General features: G+C 64.3%; 19 protein-coding genes and 1 tRNA gene. 17 read left to right on the top strand and 3 right to left on the bottom strand.

Annotated elements, in window-relative coordinates; all coding sequences use genetic code 11:
- The first annotated feature begins 216 nt into the window (after positions 1–216).
- The 4 genes from ltrA (at position 217) to WS46_RS04135 (ending at position 5,446) form a co-directional block, all read left to right on the top strand.
- Positions 217–1,929, top strand: a complete 1,713-nt coding sequence (gene ltrA / locus WS46_RS04150) for a group II intron reverse transcriptase/maturase (protein ID WP_059689445.1) — start codon at positions 217–219, stop codon at positions 1,927–1,929.
- Positions 1,930–2,045: 116 nt separating this feature from the next.
- Entirely contained in the window at positions 2,046–2,690 is a 645-nt protein-coding gene (locus WS46_RS04145; RefSeq protein ID WP_059468119.1) for a phosphatidylserine decarboxylase, read from the top strand.
- A 15-nt stretch (positions 2,691–2,705) separates the two neighbouring features.
- Positions 2,706–3,578 (top strand): CDP-diacylglycerol--serine O-phosphatidyltransferase, encoded by an 873-nt coding sequence (gene pssA, locus WS46_RS04140; RefSeq protein WP_059533226.1) that lies wholly within the window; start codon positions 2,706–2,708, stop codon positions 3,576–3,578.
- Between the two features lie 323 nt (positions 3,579–3,901).
- Positions 3,902–5,446, top strand: a complete 1,545-nt coding sequence (locus WS46_RS04135; protein ID WP_059533224.1) for a 2-isopropylmalate synthase — start codon at positions 3,902–3,904, stop codon at positions 5,444–5,446.
- Positions 5,447–5,526: 80 nt separating this feature from the next.
- Here the strand turns inward: WS46_RS04135 and WS46_RS04130 are convergent, their stop codons facing one another.
- The 3 genes from WS46_RS04130 to WS46_RS04120 all read right to left on the bottom strand — a co-directional run bounded on the left by WS46_RS04130 (position 5,527) and on the right by WS46_RS04120 (position 8,653).
- Positions 5,527–7,077, bottom strand: a complete 1,551-nt coding sequence (locus WS46_RS04130) for a SulP family inorganic anion transporter (protein ID WP_059689385.1) — start codon at positions 7,075–7,077, stop codon at positions 5,527–5,529.
- A gap of 36 nt (positions 7,078–7,113) precedes the next feature.
- Complete coding sequence (locus WS46_RS04125) at positions 7,114–7,755, bottom strand: carbonic anhydrase (RefSeq protein ID WP_059689384.1); 642 nt, start codon at positions 7,753–7,755, stop codon at positions 7,114–7,116.
- Positions 7,756–8,140: 385 nt separating this feature from the next.
- Positions 8,141–8,653 carry a hypothetical protein gene (locus WS46_RS04120; RefSeq protein WP_059533217.1) on the bottom strand — a complete coding sequence of 171 codons (513 nt, stop codon included), beginning with the start codon at positions 8,651–8,653 and terminating at the stop codon, positions 8,141–8,143.
- Between the two features lie 190 nt (positions 8,654–8,843).
- Here WS46_RS04120 and WS46_RS04115 point away from each other — a divergent pair, with 190 nt between their 5' ends.
- The 13 genes from WS46_RS04115 to nuoF all read left to right on the top strand — a co-directional run bounded on the left by WS46_RS04115 (position 8,844) and on the right by nuoF (position 20,537).
- Complete coding sequence (locus WS46_RS04115; RefSeq protein ID WP_059689444.1) at positions 8,844–10,103, top strand: branched-chain amino acid ABC transporter substrate-binding protein; 1,260 nt, start codon at positions 8,844–8,846, stop codon at positions 10,101–10,103.
- A 119-nt stretch (positions 10,104–10,222) separates the two neighbouring features.
- A complete protein-coding gene (gene rpsO / locus WS46_RS04110; protein WP_006398792.1) occupies positions 10,223–10,492 on the top strand; it encodes a 30S ribosomal protein S15 in 270 nt (89 codons plus the stop codon).
- Between the two features lie 290 nt (positions 10,493–10,782).
- Positions 10,783–12,930, top strand: a complete 2,148-nt coding sequence (gene pnp / locus WS46_RS04105) for a polyribonucleotide nucleotidyltransferase (protein WP_059533215.1) — start codon at positions 10,783–10,785, stop codon at positions 12,928–12,930.
- 140 nt (positions 12,931–13,070) lie between these two features.
- Complete coding sequence (locus WS46_RS04100) at positions 13,071–14,090, top strand: NAD(P)H-quinone oxidoreductase (protein WP_059689383.1); 1,020 nt, start codon at positions 13,071–13,073, stop codon at positions 14,088–14,090.
- A 141-nt stretch (positions 14,091–14,231) separates the two neighbouring features.
- Positions 14,232–14,987 carry a triose-phosphate isomerase gene (gene tpiA, locus WS46_RS04095; RefSeq protein WP_059689382.1) on the top strand — a complete coding sequence of 252 codons (756 nt, stop codon included), beginning with the start codon at positions 14,232–14,234 and terminating at the stop codon, positions 14,985–14,987.
- Positions 14,988–15,059: 72 nt separating this feature from the next.
- Positions 15,060–15,437: a preprotein translocase subunit SecG gene (secG, locus tag WS46_RS04090; protein ID WP_059533209.1), complete on the top strand. Its 378-nt coding sequence runs from the start codon at positions 15,060–15,062 to the stop codon at positions 15,435–15,437.
- A 111-nt stretch (positions 15,438–15,548) separates the two neighbouring features.
- Positions 15,549–15,633: transfer RNA gene (locus tag WS46_RS04085), tRNA-Leu, on the top strand.
- 154 nt (positions 15,634–15,787) lie between these two features.
- Positions 15,788–16,147: an NADH-quinone oxidoreductase subunit A gene (locus WS46_RS04080; RefSeq protein ID WP_006398798.1), complete on the top strand. Its 360-nt coding sequence runs from the start codon at positions 15,788–15,790 to the stop codon at positions 16,145–16,147.
- A 62-nt stretch (positions 16,148–16,209) separates the two neighbouring features.
- Positions 16,210–16,689, top strand: coding sequence for an NADH-quinone oxidoreductase subunit B family protein (locus WS46_RS04075; protein WP_006398799.1), 480 nt, complete (start codon positions 16,210–16,212; stop codon positions 16,687–16,689).
- A gap of 21 nt (positions 16,690–16,710) precedes the next feature.
- Positions 16,711–17,313 (top strand): NADH-quinone oxidoreductase subunit C, encoded by a 603-nt coding sequence (locus tag WS46_RS04070; protein WP_059689381.1) that lies wholly within the window; start codon positions 16,711–16,713, stop codon positions 17,311–17,313.
- A 9-nt stretch (positions 17,314–17,322) separates the two neighbouring features.
- Positions 17,323–18,576: an NADH-quinone oxidoreductase subunit D gene (locus WS46_RS04065; protein WP_012364320.1), complete on the top strand. Its 1,254-nt coding sequence runs from the start codon at positions 17,323–17,325 to the stop codon at positions 18,574–18,576.
- 168 nt (positions 18,577–18,744) lie between these two features.
- Complete coding sequence (nuoE, locus tag WS46_RS04060) at positions 18,745–19,230, top strand: NADH-quinone oxidoreductase subunit NuoE (protein ID WP_006478266.1); 486 nt, start codon at positions 18,745–18,747, stop codon at positions 19,228–19,230.
- Positions 19,227–20,537, top strand: coding sequence for an NADH-quinone oxidoreductase subunit NuoF (nuoF, locus tag WS46_RS04055; RefSeq protein ID WP_006756904.1), 1,311 nt, complete (start codon positions 19,227–19,229; stop codon positions 20,535–20,537). The genes nuoE and nuoF overlap by 4 nt, the downstream gene beginning before the upstream one ends.
- Positions 20,538–20,552: the final 15 nt, after the last annotated feature.

The following is a 20,552-nucleotide window of genomic DNA, read 5'->3' as shown; positions in this document are numbered from 1 at the left end:
CGGATAGAGGTTGAAACATCACCTCACGCGAAAGCGGGCAGACTTCCGTCTGGTCTACCGTCGCAAGACGGCTGACTAACCCTCAAGCTGAAATTGTGATTGCTGCTGGCTTCTTAGCCATCAGTGTTGTTCTTTTCCCTTGTGGGAGCAAAACGCTCCCGCAAGGGGCGTGTTGCTTTCCGCGAAGGGATTCACTTCTTTGAGCAGGAGAGCAGCATGAAAGTATCTGCCCGTGAGGGTGGGTCTGCGCTCTCCCACGCGCTGGACCACTGGCACGACGTCGATTGGCGTCGCGTGGAACGGAACGTGAGAGGGATGCAGATTCGAATTGCGAAGGCAACGCGGGAAGGTGACTGGCGCAGGGTGAAAGCCCTGCAACGGATGCTGACCCGCACGTTGTCCGCAAAGTTGTACGCGGTACGACGTGTTACGCAAAACCAAGGTGCGCGAACGGCTGGAGTCGACCGCGAACTATGGGACACGCCTGAGAGCCGATGGGAAGCTGTCGGCAAGTTGAAGCGGCGCGGATACAAGCCTCGGCCATTACGGAGAGTCTTTATCCCCAAGGCCAATGGGAAGTTACGCCCTCTGGGCATACCGACCATGCGGGACAGGGCGATGCAAGCCCTGTACTTGCTGGCTTTGGAGCCGGTGTCGGAATCGACGAGCGACCCGAACTCATATGGGTTTCGGGCCAACCGCTCAACGGCCGACGCTATGTCGCAGTTGTTTGTCTCGCTGTCTCAGAAGGCTTCGGCCCAATGGGTCTTGGAGGCAGACATCAAAGGCTGCTTCGACTACATCAACCATGACTGGCTGGTGAACCATGTCCCGATGGACAAGGAGATCCTCCGCAAGTGGTTGAAGGCTGGCCTGATTTACAAGGGGCAGCTACAGGCAACCGAGGCCGGTACGCCACAGGGAGGCATCATTTCCCCGACGCTGGCCAACGTGACGCTGAACGGGCTGGAGCGTGAACTGATTGAGCACTTGCGTGCGAGATTCGGGATCGCGAAAGCCAAGAAGTTGAAAGTAAATGCGGTGCGATACGCAGACGACTTCGTGATCACCGGTGACTCGCAAGAGATACTGGCGAGCGAGGTCAAGCCTTGGGTTGAAGCATTCCTTGCGCAGCGAGGTCTGCAACTTTCCGAGGAAAAGACGCGCATCGTGCACATTGACGAAGGCTTCGATTTCCTTGGGTGGAATTTCCGGAAGTACTCGGGAACGCTACTCATCAAACCGAGCAAGAAGAACGTGCAGACGTTCTATCGCAAGGTTGCGGAAACGATCGGCGGCAACAAGGCGGCAAAGCAGTCGGACTTGATTCGATTGCTGAGTCCGATGCTACGAGGGTGGGCGCAGTATCACCGCCCCGTGGTGGCAAAGCAGGCGTACAGCCGCATGGAGTCTTTGGTCTTTCAGAGGCTCTGGCGGTGGGCGAGGAGGCGGCATCCGAAGAAGAGGGTTGACTGGGTGAGAAAGAAATATTTCCACACGGTTGGAACTCGACACTGGGTATTCGCTGTCCGAGCGGTTCGCGAAGACGGTAGTCAGGGGCTGAATGAGCTGTACCACCTCAGTGGTACGGAAATCAAACGGCACAAGAAGATCAAGGGCGGCTACAACCCCTTTGATCCGGAGTGGGAGCAGTACGGCGAGCTATTGCGGCAGGGGCGGATGGGAGACACCATGCGCTACCGAAAACAATGGGCGAGCCTGTACATGTCGCAGGGCGGGTTGTGTGCTCACTGTGGCTGTGCCCTGTCGGACGAGACGGGATGGCATGACCATCATCTGGAATACCGGATGAATGGCGGCACCGATGCTCTGTCCAACCGGGTTTTGCTTCACCCCGACTGTCACCGGCAGGTGCACGCCGGTAAAATTGCGGTAACTAAGCCGGTCCGACCCCAGGTCGGACTTTGATCTACATGTAGGCTCGAGCCGTATGCGGGGAAACTCGCACGTACGGTTCCTAGGGGGCCCCTTCTCCGCAAGGAGAGGGGGCTACCCTACCAATTCACCGAACACCGAACGAACCCATGAACTATCCTCATCCGATCATCGCGCGCGAAGGCTGGCCGTTCATCGCGATTGCAGCCGTCATCGCGTTGTTGATCCACGCCGTCGGGGGCTTCGGCTTCGCGTGGCCGTTCTGGCTGCTGCTCGTCTTCGTCGTCCAGTTCTTCCGCGATCCGCAGCGCCCGATCCCGGCGCAGCCGAACGCGGTGCTGTGCCCGGCGGACGGCCGCATCGTCGCGGTCGAGACCACCCAGGATCCGTACGCGAATCGCGAAGCGCTGAAGATCAGCGTGTTCATGAATGTCTTCAACGTTCATTCGCAGCGTTCGCCGGTCGACGGCGCGGTCACCAAGGTCGAATACTTCCCCGGCGCGTTCCTGAACGCGGCGATCGACAAGGCGTCGACCGAGAACGAGCGCAATGCGGTCGTGATCCAGACGGCGAGCGGCAAGACCGTCACCGCCGTGCAGATCGCCGGCCTCGTCGCCCGCCGGATCCTCTGCTACGTGCGTGCCGGCGAGCCGCTGTCGCGCGGTCAGCGCTACGGGTTCATCCGCTTCGGTTCGCGCGTCGACGTGTACCTGCCGCTCGGCAGCCGCGCGAAGGTGTCGATCGGCGAGAAGGTCTACGCGTCGTCGACGATCCTCGCCGAGCTCGAACAGTAAGCGGCGGGACGCACGATGGCCGCATTCAAACCGCGTCGTCCGCGCAACGGCTCCGGCCAGGCGCCACGCCCGTTCCGCCGCAACAAGGTGATGGCGCAGGACCCGGCGCCCATCGAGAGCCGCCGCGCCGCGCGCCAGCGGTTCCTGAAGACGCGCGGCATCTACCTGCTGCCGAACGCGTTCACGACCGCCGCGCTGTTCTGCGGCTTCTTCGCGGTCGTGCAGGCGATGAACGTGCGCTTCGAGATCGCCGCGATCGCGATCTTCGTCGCGATGGTGCTCGACGGGATGGACGGGCGCGTCGCGCGAATGACGCATACGCAAAGCGCGTTCGGCGAACAGTTCGACAGCCTGTCGGACATGGTGTCGTTCGGCGTCGCGCCGGCGCTCGTGATGTACGAGTGGGTGCTGAAGGATCTCGGCCGCTGGGGCTGGCTCGCCGCGTTCGTCTACTGTTCGGGCGCCGCGCTGCGTCTCGCGCGCTTCAACACGAACATCGGCGTCGTCGACAAGCGCTTCTTCCAGGGGCTGCCGAGCCCGGCCGCGGCCGCGCTGATCGCCGGTTTCGTCTGGCTCGCGACCGACAACCGCGTGCCGATGAAGCTCGGCTGGCTGCCGTGGGTCGCGTTCGCACTGACGATCTATGCAGGCGTGACGATGGTGTCGAACGCGCCGTTCTACAGCGGCAAGGCGCTGGACGTGCGGCACCGCGTGCCGTTCGCGGCGATCCTGCTGGTCGTCGTCGCGTTCGTGCTCGTGTCGTCCGATCCGCCGTTGATGCTGTTCTGCCTGTTCGTGCTGTACGGGCTGTCCGGCTACGTGTTTTGGGCCTACATGGCCGTGCGCGGACGGGCGAACCCCGCGCGCTCGTCGCAGCGCGATCACTGACGCGCAACCTGCCCGGCAACGGCGGCCTCGGATGTGATTCCGGGCCGCCGTTTTCATTTGCCCCTTTTTCGCACGGCACTGCCCGGCATCCCGGGTGCCGTCCGATTGCGCACCCAGCGGAATGCCGCTATAGTCTTCGGCATGACTGCATTTTCCCGCCTCTCCCTCCTTCTAGCCGGTGCGCCGCTACGCGCGCTAGCTTTGGCGCGCCTGCCGCGCTGACCGTTCTCGCCCTCCGTCAAGCCTCGTCTGTTGTTGAGCGTCGCCAGCGGTGGCGCGATCTCATTACGTTTGATTCCCGTATAAAGAGCCCTGGAGCCCCCATGACAGACAAGCTGATCATTTTCGATACGACGTTGCGTGACGGTGAACAATCGCCCGGCGCGTCGATGACGAAGGAAGAGAAAGTCCGCATCGCGAAGCATCTCGAGCGGATGAAGGTCGACGTGATCGAGGCCGGCTTCGCGGCCAGCTCGAACGGCGACTTCGACGCGATCCACACGATCGCCGGCCTGGTGAAGGACAGCACGATCTGCTCGCTGGCGCGCGCCAACGACAAGGACATCCAGCGTGCGGCCGACGCACTGAAGCCGGCCAACAGCTCGCGGATCCACACGTTCATCGCGACGTCCCCGCTGCACATGGAGAAGAAGCTGCGGATGACGCCGGACCAGGTGTTCGAGCAGGCGCGCCTCGCGGTGCGCTTCGCGCGCAAGTTCACCGACAACGTCGAATTCTCGCCGGAAGACGGCAGCCGTTCGGATCTCGACTTCCTGTGTCGCGTGCTGGAGGCCGTGATCGCCGAGGGGGCGACGACGATCAACATCGCCGACACGGTCGGCTACGGCGTACCGGAGCTCTACGGCAACCTCGTGAAGACGCTGCGCGAACGCATTCCGAACTCGGACAAGGCGATTTTCTCCGTGCATTGCCACAACGACCTCGGGATGGCGGTGGCGAACTCGCTCGCCGGCGTGAAGATCGGCGGTGCGCGGCAGGTCGAGTGCACGATCAACGGTCTCGGCGAGCGCGCGGGCAACACGTCGCTCGAGGAAATCGTGATGGCCGTGAAGACCCGCAAGGACTACTTCGGCCTCGACGTCGGCATCGACACGACGCAGATCGTGCCGACGTCGAAGCTCGTGTCGCAGATCACCGGTTTCGTCGTGCAGCCGAACAAGGCCGTGGTCGGTGCGAACGCATTCGCGCACGCGTCGGGCATCCACCAGGACGGCGTGCTGAAGGCGCGCGACACCTACGAGATCATGCGCGCGGAAGACGTGGGCTGGACCGCGAACAAGATCGTGCTCGGCAAGCTGTCGGGCCGCAACGCGTTCAAGCAGCGCCTGCAGGAACTCGGCGTGTCGCTCGACAGCGAAGCCGAACTGAACGCCGCGTTCATGCGCTTCAAGGACCTCGCCGATCGCAAGGCCGAGATCTTCGACGAAGACATCATCGCGATCGTCTCCGAAGAATCGGCGCTCGCGCAGGAGCAGGAGCACTTCAAGTTCGTGTCGCTGTCGCAGCGTTCGGAGACGGGCGAGCAGCCGCAAGCGAAGATCGTGTTCGCGGTCGAAGGCAAGGAAGTGACCGGCGAGGCGCGCGGCAATGGGCCGGTCGACGCGACGTTCAACGCGATCGAGGGCGAAGTCGGCAGCGGTTCCGAACTGCTGCTGTATTCGGTGAATGCGATCACGACCGGCACGCAGGCGCAGGGCGAAGTGACCGTCCGGCTGTCGAAGAGCGGGCGGATCGTCAACGGCGTCGGCACCGATCCGGACATCGTCGCGGCGTCCGCGAAGGCGTACATTTCGGCGCTGAACAAGCTGCATTCGAAGGACGACAAGGTCAACCCGCAGCGCTCGTAAGCGCTGCGCGTCGAGCGCTCGACGCATACGAAACGCCCCGTGCGGCCTTGCGCCGCCCGGGGCGTTTTTTCATGCGCCGCTCATTCGGCCGCCGGCGCGCGGAACAGCCAGCGGCGCGCGGCCGCGCGAGGCGCCGGGCTGCGGCGGCGGAATTCGACCGCGATCCCGCGCCGCGGCGCATCGGCGACGAACGCGTCGAGCAGTTCGAGCACGTCGTGATCGATGTAGTCGGCGCGCGTCGCGTCGATGATCACGGCCGCGCGGTCGGGAATGTGCCGCAGATGATGCTTGACCTGCACCTTGCCGAGGAACGACACGTCCTTGCGGAACGACAGCAGGAAGTGGTCGTCGTGCTGCGCGAGCGTGACGGGGCTTTTCAGGTTCGCGACCGCGACCGCCAGCACGCTGCACGCGAGGCCGACGGCAATGCCGAACAGCAGGTCGACCGCCAGCACGCCCGCGATCGTCGCGGCGAACGGCACGAACGCGGCCGGGCCCTGCTTCAGCACCGAGCGGAACAGCGCCGGTTTCGCGAGCTTGAAGCCGGTGTGGATCAGGATCGCCGCGAGGCTCGCGAGCGGGATCAGGTTGATCAGCCCGGTGAGCGCGAACACGCTGGCAAGCAGCAGGATTCCGTGCACGATCGCCGACATCCGGCTTTGCGCACCCGCGTTCACGTTCACCGAACTGCGCACGATCACCGACGTGATCGGCAGCCCGCCGAACGCACCGGCGACGAGATTGCCGACGCCCTGGGCCTTCAACTCGCGGTCCGGCTGCGTCGGGCGGCGCTTCGGGTCGATCTGTTCGACCGCCTCGAGGCTCAGCAGCGTCTCGAGGCTCGCGACGACCGCGAGCGTGATCGCGACGCGCCACACGTCCGGATTGACGAGCTGCGCGAAGTTCGGGCCGAGCTCGGCGTGCTTCAGCGATGCCGTGAGCGCCGCGAACGATTCGAGTTCCGGCAGCGTGACGCGATGCGCGGCGCCCGGCGCGACCGACGGCGCAATGACGCCGAGCACCAGCGTCGCGCCGATGCCAAACACGACGACCGCGAGCGGCGCGGGCACCGAGCGCACCCGGCCGAAGCGCTTGACCGCCGGTGTGTCCCAGGCGATCAGCAGCGCGAGCGAGACAAGTGCGATGGCCGTCGCGGCCCAGGCGGTCGGCAGGCTCGGCCATGACGCAAACGATTGCGCGGCCGGCCCGCCGATGCCGAATGCGAACGGAATCTGCTTCACGATCAGCAGCAGGCCGATCGCCGCGAGCATGCCCTTGATGACGGGCGACGGCACGTACGCGGCGAAGCGGCCGGCGCGGAGCATGCCGAAGCCGAACTGCAGCACGCCGGACAACAGCACCGCGAGCAGGAACGCGGAAAAGCTGCCGAGTTGCGCGATCCCTTCGACGACGATCACGACGAGGCCGGCGGCCGGTCCGCTGACCGACAGCGACGAGCCGCTCAACAGCGCGACGATGATGCCGCCGACGATGCCGGACACGAGCCCGGCGAACGGCTCGACGCCGGACGCATTGGCGATGCCGAGACACAACGGCAGCGCGACGAGGAAAACGACGATGCCGGCGACGATGTCGCGCGGCAGGGTGGACAGGCGCTCGTTCAGTTTCATGGTTGGGGTGATTTCATTGGCGTAGGGGGAGGCGGATCAGCCGAGCGCGGCGGCCGTGGCGGCATGCTCCGGCTCGGCTTCGGCCGGTGGTGCCATATAGCCGGAGTCGAGTTCCTTCAGGCGGCCGTCCGCGAGTGAAAAGATCCAGCCGTGAACGAGGGGCGGCCGCTGCCGGCCATGCACGATCGGCGACGCGCGCAGCAGCCGCACTTGTTCGAGCACGTTGAGCTCGGCCAGGCGGTCGGCCGCCGCCGTGTCGTCGAGTCCGTCGAGCGTGTCGCGATGGCGCCGTGCGAGCGCACACAGCGGCGCGATGCGGCGCGCGACGTGCGGCAGGTCGGCGGGCGGCGGCAGCAGCGACGCGCGCACGCCGCCGCATCCGTAGTGGCCGCACACGATCACGTGGTCGACTTCGAGCACGCGCACGGCGTACTCGAGCACGCTCGCCGAATTGTCGTCGTCGGGATGGAACAGGTTCGCGATGTTGCGATGGACGAACAGCTCGCCGGGCACGCAGTGCGTGATGGTTTCGGCGGGCACCCGGCTGTCGGCGCAGCCGATCCACAGCACCCGAGGGTTCTGGCCGCGCGCGAGCGCATCGAAGAAGCCGGGCGTGTGTTCGTGCGTTTCGCGGGCCCAGGCGATGTTGGCAACCAGCATGCTCTTGGGGCGATTCATGAGGACTCCTTTGTGATAAGGACAAGCAGATACCGGACGAAGTGGAGCAATAGGATGCTTTCTAGATTGAAAGGTTCAATTTCGTCCGATATTAGGGGTATGCCCTAACGTCCGGTGCTAATGATACAAATTGTTTCAACTGGATCTGGAGAGGTGCATCGAATGCACCAATCCAACGCATGACATGTATCGTGCATGCCTGTTTCCCGCTGGCGCCCATGGCACGGGGCTTCGCATAATGCGGTCGGCACAGCTTCGATCGGAAAGGATTGCCGCGTTGAATTGGAAATTAATCGAATATGACGGAAAAAAAGAAATGGCCACTCACGCAATAATTCGTGAATGGCCATTGTGAAAATTGCGTGTAAATACGCAATCGATCCGATCAGAACAGGTTGCGACGGTCGGGGTCGTGCAGCGGGTCCGGCGTTTTTTGCGTGGTGCGCAGAATGCCTTGCGGGTCGAAGTAGAAGCTGTACATCATGTACCAGACGTTGTCTTCGAGATAGCGGTAGGTCCACACCTCGCGCTTCATCAGCGGGAAGTAGGACGTCTCGACCGGGCGGCCGAAATTGACGAGCACGTCGGTCTTGGTCCACTTGCCGATTTCCGCGCGATAGAACTCGCTCGGCTGCAGCACCTGGCGGACGTTGACGATCCGATGGGCCGCGTCGACGTCGGCCGCGACGGTGATTTCGCCCATCGGCTGGGTCGGCCACATCAGACGCTTGCCGCCGCCGGGCAGGTCGTAGATCTCGCGCGGCGGGCCCATGCGCGCGACGATCGCCGACTCGTCCTGGCCGGCCTGGTATTGCTGCCACGGCTGTGCACAACCGGCAAGCAGCGCCGCCGCGCAGGCGACCAGCGCCGGCAGGCGCACGGGAAGGCGAATGGGCATGGGATTCTCCAAGGCTTTCTAACTGTTCAGTTGTATCACGGACGGCGCGCGCCGGCGCATCATGCCGAAAAAATCGGTGCGGATCGCGGCAGGCGCGTCGTCGGGGCGTCGCATCGCGCCGCGCTTGCGGCCGGCAGTGTCTGCGGCCTATGATCCGCGCTTCTCGGACAGATCGAAGGGCAGGGAGCCGATGCAGCTGTGGAAACGATGCGCGCTCGCATTGAGCGCGGGGTGGACGCTGGCGTCGTGCGCGTTCGCGGCAGGCGAGCCGGTGCGGATCGCGCTGATAGAAGGGATGTCGGGTCCGTTCGCGAACGCGGGCGCGGCGGTCGAGCGCAACCTGCGCTTCGGCATCGAACAGGTCAATGCGGCGGGCGGCGTGAAACTGCGCGATGGCGCGCACCCGCTCGAACTCGTCGTGCTCGACAGCAAGGGCAGCCCGGAGGAGGCGCTCGTGCAGTTGCGCGCGGCGGCGGACCGGCACATCGGCTTCGTTGCGCAGGGCAACAGCTCGGCAGTCGCTGCCGCGCTCGTCGCGGCGCTCGACAAGCTGAACACGCGCAATCCGGACAGCCGGATGCTGTTCCTCAACTATTCGGCCGACGATCCGGCGCTGACCGGTGCGCGCTGCAGCTTCTGGCATTTCCGCTTCGACGCGCACGCGGGGATGCGGATGGCCGCGCTGGCCGACGTGATGGCGCGCGACCGCGCGCTGCGCAAGGTCTACCTGCTGAACCAGGACTACAGCTTCGGTCACGACGTCAGCGGTCTGGCCCGGCAGGCGCTGGCCGAGCGGCGTCCCGACGTGACGATTGCCGGCGACGAATTTCATCCGATCGGCCGCATCAAGGATTTCTCGCCGTATATCGCGAAGATCCGGGCGAGCGGTGCGGACGCGGTCGTGACCGGCAACTGGGGCAACGACCTCACGCTGCTCGTGAAGGCGGCACGCGAGCAGGGGCTGAACGCGAAGTTCTATACGTTCTACGGCAACAGCCTCGGCGCGCCCGCCGCGCTGGGCGATGCGGGCGTCGGGCGGGTGGTGGCCGTTGCGGACTGGCATCCGAACGCAGGCGGCGCGAAGTCGGACGCGTTTTACCGCGCGTTCCGGACCCGTTTTCCCGCCGCTCAGGACGACTACCCGGTGCGACGCATGAGCCTGATGATCGAGATGCTCGCGGCGGCGATGACTCGGGCCGGCTCGACCGACCCCGTGGCGGTGGCGCGTGCGCTGGAGGGGCTGTCGTTCGACGACGGCTTCCACGCGTCCACGATGCGCGCGCAGGATCATCAGTTGATCCAGCCCCTTTACGTGATGGAGATGGACAAGGCCGGCATGCCGGGCGTGCGCTTCGACAACGAGGGCTCGGGATATGGCTTCCGGACGATCCTCGCGGTGCCTGCGCAGCGCACCCAGACGCCATCGACCTGCTCGATGACGCGCCCGTGACAGGGGGCGGTAGGAACGGCGTGCAGTTGTGCTACAATGCCCGCCGGTTGTAAGTCACGGCACGGCCATTCTTCCGTGTCCGCCTGTTCAGTTAGCAAGTAGGAAACAAAGGAAATCACATGTCTGTTGCAGATATCAAGAAGTCGGAAGTCGTTGCTCAGTTCGCCCGCGGTACCAACGACACGGGCTCGCCCGAAGTCCAGGTCGCACTGCTGACCGCACGTATCGTCGAACTGACGGGTCACTTCAAGACCCACGCGAAGGATCACCACAGCCGCCGCGGCCTGCTGCGCATGGTGAGCCGCCGCCGCAAGCTGCTCGACTACCTCAAGGGCAAGGATGCCGACCGTTACCGCGCACTGATCGAGAAGCTGGGTCTGCGTAAGTAATCGAGGCGATTGCCGCCAGCAAGATGCCTGTGTCAGTCCGCTGATGCAGGCATTTTGTTTTTGCGCGGTGCGTAGCGTCACGCGCACCGCGGGTTGTCCGGCACGTGAGTGCCGGCTGCCGGAACGGCTGATACCGGGGTCGGGATTTGTGTCATTCCAGCGCGCCGCTCGACGAGCGCCGCGCTGGAATGGCATAAAAAACACACCTTGCTCCGGGTGATTCGGTCGGGACGCCGCCGCACGGGATGGCCCGGGCGGCGAATGAAATGAATGAATTCAAAGGAGCAACCATGTCCATGTTCAACAAGGTCGTGAAGGAATTCCAGTGGGGCCAGCACAAGGTGCGCCTCGAAACCGGTGAAGTCGCTCGCCAGGCGAGCGGTGCCGTGATCGTCGACGTGGAAGACACCGTCGTGCTGGCAACCGTCGTCGGCGCGAAGTCGGCGAAGCCGGGCCAGGATTTCTTCCCGCTGACCGTCGACTACCTCGAAAAGACCTACTCGGCCGGCAAGATCCCGGGCGGCTTCTTCCGTCGCGAAGGCCGTCCGTCGGAACACGAGACGCTGACGTCGCGCCTGATCGACCGTCCGCTGCGCCCGCTGTTCCCGGAAGGTTTCTACAACGAAGTGCAGGTCGTGATCCACGTGCTGTCCGTGAACCCGGAAATCCCGGCGGACATCCCCGCGCTGATCGGTGCATCGGCTGCGCTCGCCGTGTCGGGCCTGCCGTTCAACGGTCCGGTCGGTGCCGCGCGCGTCGCGTACATCGACAACGCATACGTGCTGAACCCGACGCGTGACCAGATCAAGGCATCGAGCCTCGACCTCGTCGTCGCCGGTACGGAGCGTGCGGTGCTGATGGTCGAATCGGAAGCCGACCAGCTGCCGGAAGACGTGATGCTGGGCGCGGTCGTGTTCGGCCACGAGCAGATGCAGACGGCGATCGATGCGATCCACGAACTCGTGCGCGAAGGTGGCAAGCCCGAGTGGGACTGGCAGCCGGCACCGAAGAACGAGGCGCTGATCGCGCGCGTGACGGAACTGGCGCACGGCGACCTGCTCGCCGCTTACCAGCTGCGCGACAAGCAAGCGCGTTCGACGAAGCTGAAGGAAGTCTACGCGGCGACCTCGGCGAAGCTCGAGGAAGACGCGCTGGCGGCCGGCACGGTCGCGGCCGACAAGGCTACCGTCGGCAACATCCTGTTCGACATCGAAGCGAAGATCGTCCGTTCGCAGATCCTGAACGGCGAGCCGCGCATCGACGGTCGCGACACGCGCACCGTGCGTCCGATCGAGATCCGCACCGGCGTGCTGCCGCGCACCCACGGTTCGGCGCTGTTCACGCGTGGCGAAACGCAGGCGCTCGTCGTCGCGACGCTCGGCACGAAAGGTGACGAGCAGATCATCGACGCGCTCGAAGGCGAATACCGCGAGCGCTTCATGCTCCACTACAACATGCCCCCGTTCGCGACCGGCGAAACGGGTCGCGTCGGCTCGCCGAAGCGTCGTGAAATCGGCCACGGCCGTCTCGCGAAGCGCGCGCTGGTCAAGTGCCTGCCGAGCGCCGACGAATTCGGCTACTCGATTCGCGTCGTGTCGGAAATCACCGAGTCGAACGGTTCGTCGTCGATGGCGTCGGTGTGCGGCGGCTGCCTCGCGCTGATGGACGCCGGCGTGCCGATGAAGGCGCACGTCGCGGGTATCGCGATGGGCCTGATCCTCGAAGGCAACAAGTTCGCGGTGCTGACCGACATCCTCGGCGACGAGGATCACCTCGGCGACATGGACTTCAAGGTGGCCGGCACGGAGCAAGGCGTGACGGCGCTGCAGATGGACATCAAGATCCAGGGCATCACGAAGGAAATCATGCAGGTCGCGCTCGCGCAGGCGAAGGAAGGCCGCATGCACATCCTCGGCAAGATGACGTCGGCGGTCTCGGGTGCGAACACGCAACTGTCGGAATTCGCGCCGCGCATGATCACGATCAAGATCAACCCGGAAAAGATCCGCGACGTGATCGGCAAGGGCGGTTCGGTGATCCGTGCGCTGACGGAAGAAACCGGCACGACCATCGACATCTCGGATGACGGCGTCGTGACGATCGCGAGCACGAACAGCGAAGGCATGGCCGAAGCGAAGAAGCGCATCGAGCAAATCACGGCCGAGATCGAAGTCGGCCAGGTGTACGAAGGCACGGTGCTCAAGCTGCTCGATTTCGGCGCGATCGTGAACCTGCTGCCGGGCAAGGACGGCCTGCTGCACATCTCGGAAATCGTCAACGAGCGCGTGAAGGACATCAACGACTACCTGAAGGAAGGCCAGCAGGTGAAGGTCAAGGTGATCCAGACGGACGAGAAGGGTCGCGTGCGTCTGTCGGCGAAGGCGCTGCTGAACGAAGCAGCGGCAGCGTCGCAGTCGGATACGCCGCCGCAGCAGTAAGCGGACAGGCGTGAGAACGGCCGGCAGTGCGAAAGCGTGCCGGCCGTTTTTTCTGTAGCATCGTTGTGCGGCGCAGCAGCGCCGGCGAGGCGCCCGTGCCGCGCACGGGTGCGCCCCCGACTGATCCTGGAGCGACCACCATGAAAGCCATCGAAATCACCGAATTCGGCGCCCCCGACGTGCTGAGGCTGGCGGAGCGCCCGCGCCCCGAACCGAAGCGCGGCGAAGTGTTGATCAAGGTGACGGCTTCCGGCGTGAACCGGCCGGACGTATTCCAGCGCAAGGGCGCGTATGCGCCGCCGCCGGGGGCGTCGGATCTGCCGGGCCTCGAGGTCGCGGGCGAGATCGTCGGCGGCGACCTGTCGGATGCGGCGCTGAACCCGTTCGGCCTGAAGCTGGGCGATCGCGTCTGCGCGCTGCTCGCGGGCGGCGGCTATGCCGAATATGCGGTTGCGCCGCTGCCGCAATGCCTGCCGGTGCCAGACGGGCTGACCGACATCGAGGCCGCATCGCTCCCTGAAACCTTCTTCACGGTGTGGAGCAACGTGTTCGACCGTGCGCTGCTCGGCGCGGGCGAGGGCGGCGAGCAGGAAACGCTGCTCGTGCAGGGCGGTTCGAGCGGGATTGGCGTGACGGCGATCCAGATCGCGCACGCGCTCGGCTTTCGCGTGTTCGCGACGGCCGGGAATGCCGACAAATGCCGCGCATGCGAGGCGCTCGGCGCCGAGCGTGCGATCAACTACAAGACCGAGGACTTCGTCGAGGTCGTCAAGTCGCTGACGCACGATCGCGGCGTCGACGTGATCCTCGACATGGTCGCGGGCTCGTACGTGCCGCGTGAACTGTCCGCGCTCGCGGATGGCGGCCGCCTCGTGCTGATCGCGTTGCTCGGCGGCGCGAAGGCCGAGGTCAACCTGAATGAAATCCTGCGCCGCCGGCTGACGGTGACGGGCTCGACGCTGCGTCCGCGTCCGGTCGAATTCAAGGCGCGCATCGCCGCGCAGCTGAAGGCGCGCGTCTGGCCGCTGCTCGCGGACGGTCGCATCAAGCCCGTCATCTACCGCGTGCTGCCGGCAGGGGAGGCCGCGCAGGCGCATGCGCTGATGGAAAGCGGCGAGCACATCGGCAAGATCGTGCTTGATTGGGGCGCGAACGCGTGACGGCCCGTGCGGCGGGCTTGACATGCGCGGTTTGACCGGTTCAAGCCGCGCGCAGTAAAATCGCGGGTTTGCTTCGCCAGATTCAACCTGACGGGCCGGTTTCCGGTGCGTTAATGACAAGATAGTGACGAGACAGACACGATGTCGAAACAACGAACGAAGCGAGTGATCGGCAACTGGAAGATGCACGGCCGGCTGGCCGGCAACCAGGCATTGCTGAACGAAGTGGTGCAGGGCGCGGGCGCGGTGGCGGCCGAGACGTCGATCGGCGTGTGCGTGCCGTTCCCGTATCTCGCGCAGGTTCAGGCGCAGCTCGCCGGCGGCCGTGTCGCGTTCGGCGCGCAGGACGTGTCCGCGCACGAGCAGGGCGCGTTCACCGGTGAAGTGGCGGCCGCGATGGTGGCGGAGTTTGGCGCGCAGTATGCGATCGTCGGTCATTCGGAACGTCGCGCGTACCACGGCGAGCGCAACGAAACCGTCGCCGCCAAGACGCAGCGCGCGCTTGCGGCGGGCCTCACGCCCGTCGTGTGCGTCGGCGAAACGCTCGACGAGCGCGAAGCGGGCGCGACCGAGCAGGTAGTCGGTGCGCAGCTCGACGCCGTGCTGGCCGTGCTGACGGCTGACGAGGCCGCACGCATCGTCGTCGCATACGAGCCGGTCTGGGCGATCGGCACGGGCAAGAGCGCGACGTCGGCGCAGGCGCAGGACGTGCACGCATTCCTGCGTGCGCGTCTCGCGGCGAAGGGGGCGGCGGACGTATCGGTGCTGTACGGCGGCAGCGTGAAGCCGGACAACGCGGAAGAGCTGTTCGCGCAGCCTGACATCGACGGCGGCCTGATCGGCGGCGCGTCGCTGAAGGCGGAAGATTTCCTGGCGATCTGCCGGGCCGCACGTTGAGCGGTCCGGGATCGAATTGAACCATGATGGCGGCCGGTTGGTCCGGTTGCCTGATCCAATCGGGTGGGTGTGATGCTGTTATTCAAGACGCTGATTATTGTCGTGCAGGTGCTGTCTGCACTCGGTGTGATCGGACTCGTGCTGCTGCAGCACGGCAAGGGCGCCGACATGGGCGCGGCATTCGGCAGCGGCGCGTCGGGCAGCTTGTTCGGTGCAACGGGCTCCGCCAACTTCCTGTCGCGCACGACGGGCATTCTCGCCACGATCTTCTTCGTCGCGACGCTCGCGCTGACGTACCTCGGTTCGTACAAGTCGACGCCGTCGGCTGGCGTGCTCGGCACCGCCGCGACCGCGCCGGCATCGGCACCCGCAGCGTCGGCGCCGGCCGTCGCCGCGTCTGCTGCCGCGGGTTCGGCGGCGAGCGCTCCGGGCCAGGATGTCCCGAAATAAAAAGTCGAATTTTTTGCGTTTGTGCGTTGAACAAATCTGGAACTCAGGTTAGAATTTAATTCTTGAAGCGATTCGCGGGAAACAAGCAGCACAACCCGAGTTGCATGCAGTGCCGACGTGGTGAAATTGGTAGACACGCTATCTTGAGGGGGTAGTGGCGAAAGCTGTGCGAGTTCGAGTCTCGCCGTCGGCACCAAAGTTACTCAATGCCAGCCGCTTCTAGTGGCTGGCATTTTTCATTTCTGGGGTGTGCCTTGCGATTGTCTTGTGATCGCACGCACTCCGAAATGATTCCTTCCGCCGGAAGTGGTATTCTCCGGACGCTCAGAACCAACCGATAGAGGATTGCCTTGAACCTCGCAGCCTATTACCCCGTCTTGTTGTTCCTCCTCGTGGGCACTGGTTTAGGTATAGCGCTGGTCAGCATCGGCAAGCTCCTTGGTCCCAATAAGCCGGACGTCGAGAAGAACGCACCGTATGAGTGCGGCTTCGAGGCCTTTGAAGACGCCCGGATGAAATTCGACGTCCGGTACTACCTCGTCGCCATCCTGTTCATCATCTTCGATCTCGAAACCGCATTCCTGTTTCCGTGGGGCGTCGCGCTCCGGGACATCGGCTGGCCGGGTTTCATCGCAATGATGATTTTTCTGCTCGAATTCCTGCTGGGCTTTGCCTATATCTGGAAGAAAGGCGGCCTCGACTGGGAGTGATGGGTTAATCGCCGGTTTGCATGGGCGGCCACGCTGGGCCGCTCGTCTGGAGTGGAAAGCAAATGAGTATCGAAGGGGTCTTGAAGGAAGGGTTTGTCACCACGACGGCTGACAAGCTGATCAACTGGACGCGTACCGGCTCGCTGTGGCCGATGACGTTCGGGCTCGCGTGTTGCGCCGTCGAGATGATGCATGCGGGCGCGGCCCGCTATGACCTGGACCGGTTCGGTGTCGTGTTCCGTCCGAGCCCGCGTCAGTCGGACGTGATGATCGTCGCCGGCACGCTGTGCAACAAGATGGCGCCCGCGCTGCGCCGTGTGTACGACCAGATGGCCGAGCCGCGCTGGGTGATCTCGATGGGGTCGTGCGCGAACGGTGGCGGTTACTACCACTACTCGTACTCGGTGGTCCGCGGTTGCGACCGGATCGTGCCGGTCGACGTCTACGTGCCGGGCTGTCCGCCCACGGCCGAGGCGCTGGTCTACGGCGTGATCCAGCTTCAGGCGAAGATCCGCCGCACCAATACCATCGCCCGTCAATAAAGCCCCGAGCGTCCCCTCAATATGGCAAGCAAAATCGAGACCCTCAAGGCAAACCTCGAAGCCGCGCTCGGCGCGCGCGTGGTGAGCCTCACCGAAGCGATCGGTGAACTGACGCTCGTCGTGAAGGCGAGCGATTACCTCGAAGTCGCAAAGATGCTGCGCGACGATCCGAAGCTCCGTTTCGAGCAACTGATCGACCTCTGCGGCGTCGACTACCAGACCTACGGCGACGGCGCCTACGACGGCCCGCGTTTCGCGGCCGTGTCGCAGCTGCTGTCGGTCACGAACAACTGGCGCCTGCGCCTGCGCGTGTTCGCGCCGGACGATGATCTGCCGATCGTGGCATCGCTCGTCGACGTCTGGACCTCCGCAAACTGGTACGAGCGCGAAGCGTTCGACCTGTACGGCCTCGTGTTCGAGGGTCACCCCGATCTGCGCCGCATCCTCACCGACTACGGCTTCATCGGCCATCCGTTCCGCAAGGACTTCCCGGTGTCGGGCTATGTCGAAATGCGTTACGACCCGGAAGAGAAGCGGGTCGTCTACCAGCCGGTGACGATCGAGCCGCGCGAAATCACGCCGCGCGTGATCCGCGAGGATCGCTATGGCGGTCTGAAACATTAAGGGGGCGTCATGGCAGAAATCAAGAACTACACCCTCAACTTCGGTCCGCAGCACCCGGCAGCGCACGGCGTGCTGCGCCTCGTGCTCGAGCTCGACGGCGAAGTCATCCAGCGTGCCGATCCGCACATCGGCCTGCTGCATCGCGCGACTGAAAAGCTCGCGGAAAACAAGACCTTCATCCAGTCCGTGCCGTACATGGACCGTCTCGACTACGTGTCGATGATGGTCAACGAGCACGGCTACGTGCTCGCGATCGAGCGTCTGCTCGGCATCGACGTGCCGGAGCGCGCGCAGTACATCCGCGTGCTGTTCGACGAGATCACGCGCGTGCTGAACCACCTGATGTGGATCGGCGCGCACGCACTCGACGTCGGCGCGATGGCGGTGTTCCTGTACGCATTCCGCGAGCGCGAAGACCTGATGGACGTGTACGAAGCGGTGTCCGGTGCCCGGATGCACGCGGCGTACTACCGTCCGGGCGGCGTCTACCGCGACCTGCCTGACGCAATGCCGCAATACAAGGCGTCGAAGATTCGCAACGAGAAGGCGCTCGCGAAGATGAACGAAGCGCGCAGCGGCTCGGTGCTCGACTTCATCGACGATTTCTTCACGCGCTTCCCGAAGTGCGTCGACGAATACGAAACGCTGCTGACCGACAACCGGATCTGGAAACAGCGTCTGGTCGGGATCGGCGTCGTCAGCCCGGAGCGTGCGCTGCAGATGGGCCTGACGGGCCCGATGCTGCGCGGCTCGGGTATCGCGTGGGACCTGCGCAAGAAGCAGCCGTACGAAGTGTACGACCGCATGGATTTCGACGTGCCGGTCGGCGTGAACGGCGATTGCTACGACCGCTATCTGGTGCGCGTCGAGGAAATGCGCCAGTCGATCCGCATCGCGAAACAGTGTATTGAGTGGCTCCGCAAGAATCCGGGCCCGGTGATGACCGACAATCACAAGGTTGCGCCGCCGTCGCGCGTCGGCATGAAGACCAACATGGAAGACTTGATTCACCACTTCAAGCTCTTCACCGAAGGTTTTCACGTGCCGGAAGGCGAGGCGTACGCGGCTGTCGAGCATCCGAAGGGCGAATTCGGCATCTACCTCGTGTCGGATGGTGCCAACAAGCCGTATCGCCTCAAGATCCGCGCACCGGGCTTCGCGCACCTCGCGTCGCTCGACGAAATGGCGCGCGGTCACATGATTGCCGACGCCGTCACGATCATCGGTACGCAGGACATCGTGTTCGGCGAAATCGATCGCTAATGGTCGCGCCGCCCGCGCGAGCGGGCGGCGAGCAGTAAGTCACACGCGATGCGCGCTGAACCGGCGCGGCTTCGCAAGCTGTCAACAGTGAGCGCCAGGTCTGCCGTCCTTGCACAGCAGTGCGGCAGGTTGTTCGTTCGGTAGGAATTGAAAGAGTCGTGTCTGAAAATGATCTCAGCTGAAGGCCTGAAGGAAATCGATCGAGCGTTGACGAAGTATCCCGCCGATCAGAAACAGTCCGCCGTGATGTCGGCGTTGGCCGTCGCTCAGGAAGAGCACGGCTGGCTGTCGCCCGAACTGATGCAGTTCGTCGCGGACTATCTCGGCATGCCGGCCGTCGCCGTGCAGGAAGTCGCGACGTTCTACACGATGTACGAGCTCAAACCGGTCGGCAAGCACAAGATCACGCTCTGCACGAACCTGCCGTGCCAGCTTGGCCCGCACGGCGGCGCGGAAGCGACTGCCGACTACCTGAAACAGAAGCTGGGCATCGGCTTCGGCGAGACCACGCCCGACGGCAAGTTCACGCTGAAGGAAGGCGAATGCATGGGCTCGTGCGGCGATGCGCCGGTGCTGCTGGTGAACAATCACAGAATGTGCAGCTTCATGAGCCGCGAGAAGATCGACCAGCTGCTTGAGGAGCTCTCGAAATGACGTCCCTCCACGACCGTCACATCAAACCGCTGATCCTCGCTGGTCTGAACGGCGAGAACTGGCATCTCGAAGACTACGTTGCGCGCGGCGGCTACAAGCAGCTGCGCCGCATTCTCGAAGAAAAGATTCCGCCGGAGCAGGTGATCGCCGACGTGAAGGCGTCGGGCCTGCGTGGCCGTGGCGGTGCGGGCTTCCCGACCGGCCTGAAGTGGAGCTTCATGCCGCGCCAGTTCCCGGGGCAGAAGTACCTCGTCTGCAACTCGGACGAAGGCGAACCGGGCACGTTCAAGGATCGCGACATCCTGCGCTGGAACCCGCACGCACTGATCGAAGGCATGGCCATCGGCGCGTACGCGATGGGCATCACCGTCGGCTACAACTACATCCACGGCGAAATCTTCGAAGTGTATCGACGCTTCGAGGCCGCGCTCGATGAAGCGCGTGCCGCGGGTTTCCTCGGCGACAACATCATGGGCTCGGAATTCTCGTTCCAGCTGCACGCGCACCACGGTTACGGCGCGTACATCTGCGGCGAGGAAACGGCGCTGCTCGAGTCGCTCGAAGGCAAGAAGGGCCAGCCGCGCTTCAAGCCGCCGTTCCCGGCGAGCTTCGGCGTGTACGGCAAGCCGACCACGATCAACAACACCGAGACGTTTGCCGCAGTGCCGTTCCTGCTGTCCATCGGGCCGCAGAATTACCTCGAGATCGGCAAGCCGAACAACGGCGGCACGAAGATCTTCTCGGTGTCGGGCGACGTCGAGCGTCCGGGCAACTACGAAGTGCCGCTCGGCACGCCGTTCGCGACGCTGATGGAGCTCGCAGGCGGGATGCGCGGCGGTCGCAAGATCAAGGCCGTGATTCCGGGCGGTTCGTCGGCACCGGTGATCCCGGGCGACATCATGATGCAGACCGATCTCGATTACGACTCGATCGCGAAGGCGGGCTCGATGCTCGGCTCCGGCGCGGTGATCGTGATGGACGAGACGCGCTGCATGGTGCGTTCGCTGCTGCGCCTGTCGTACTTCTACTACGAGGAATCGTGCGGCCAGTGCACGCCGTGCCGTGAAGGCACCGGCTGGCTGTATCGCGTCGTGAATCGTATCGAGCACGGCGAAGGTCGCCAGGAAGATCTGGACCTGCTGAACTCGGTTGCCGAGAACATCATGGGCCGCACGATCTGTGCGCTCGGCGATGCGGCGGCGATGCCGGTACGCGGGATGCTCAAGCATTACTGGGACGAATTCGCGTACCACGTCGAGCACAAGCACTGCATGGTCGGCGGCCACGCGCACGCGGCGGCAGCCTGAAGCGAAGCACCGGTT

It is taken from the genome of Burkholderia sp. RF4-BP95 (assembly GCF_001521985.1).
In the GTDB taxonomy this organism is placed as follows: domain Bacteria; phylum Pseudomonadota; class Gammaproteobacteria; order Burkholderiales; family Burkholderiaceae; genus Burkholderia; species Burkholderia diffusa.
Note: the sequence above shows the minus strand (reverse complement) of the source record. Positions and strands in the feature narration are given on the sequence as shown.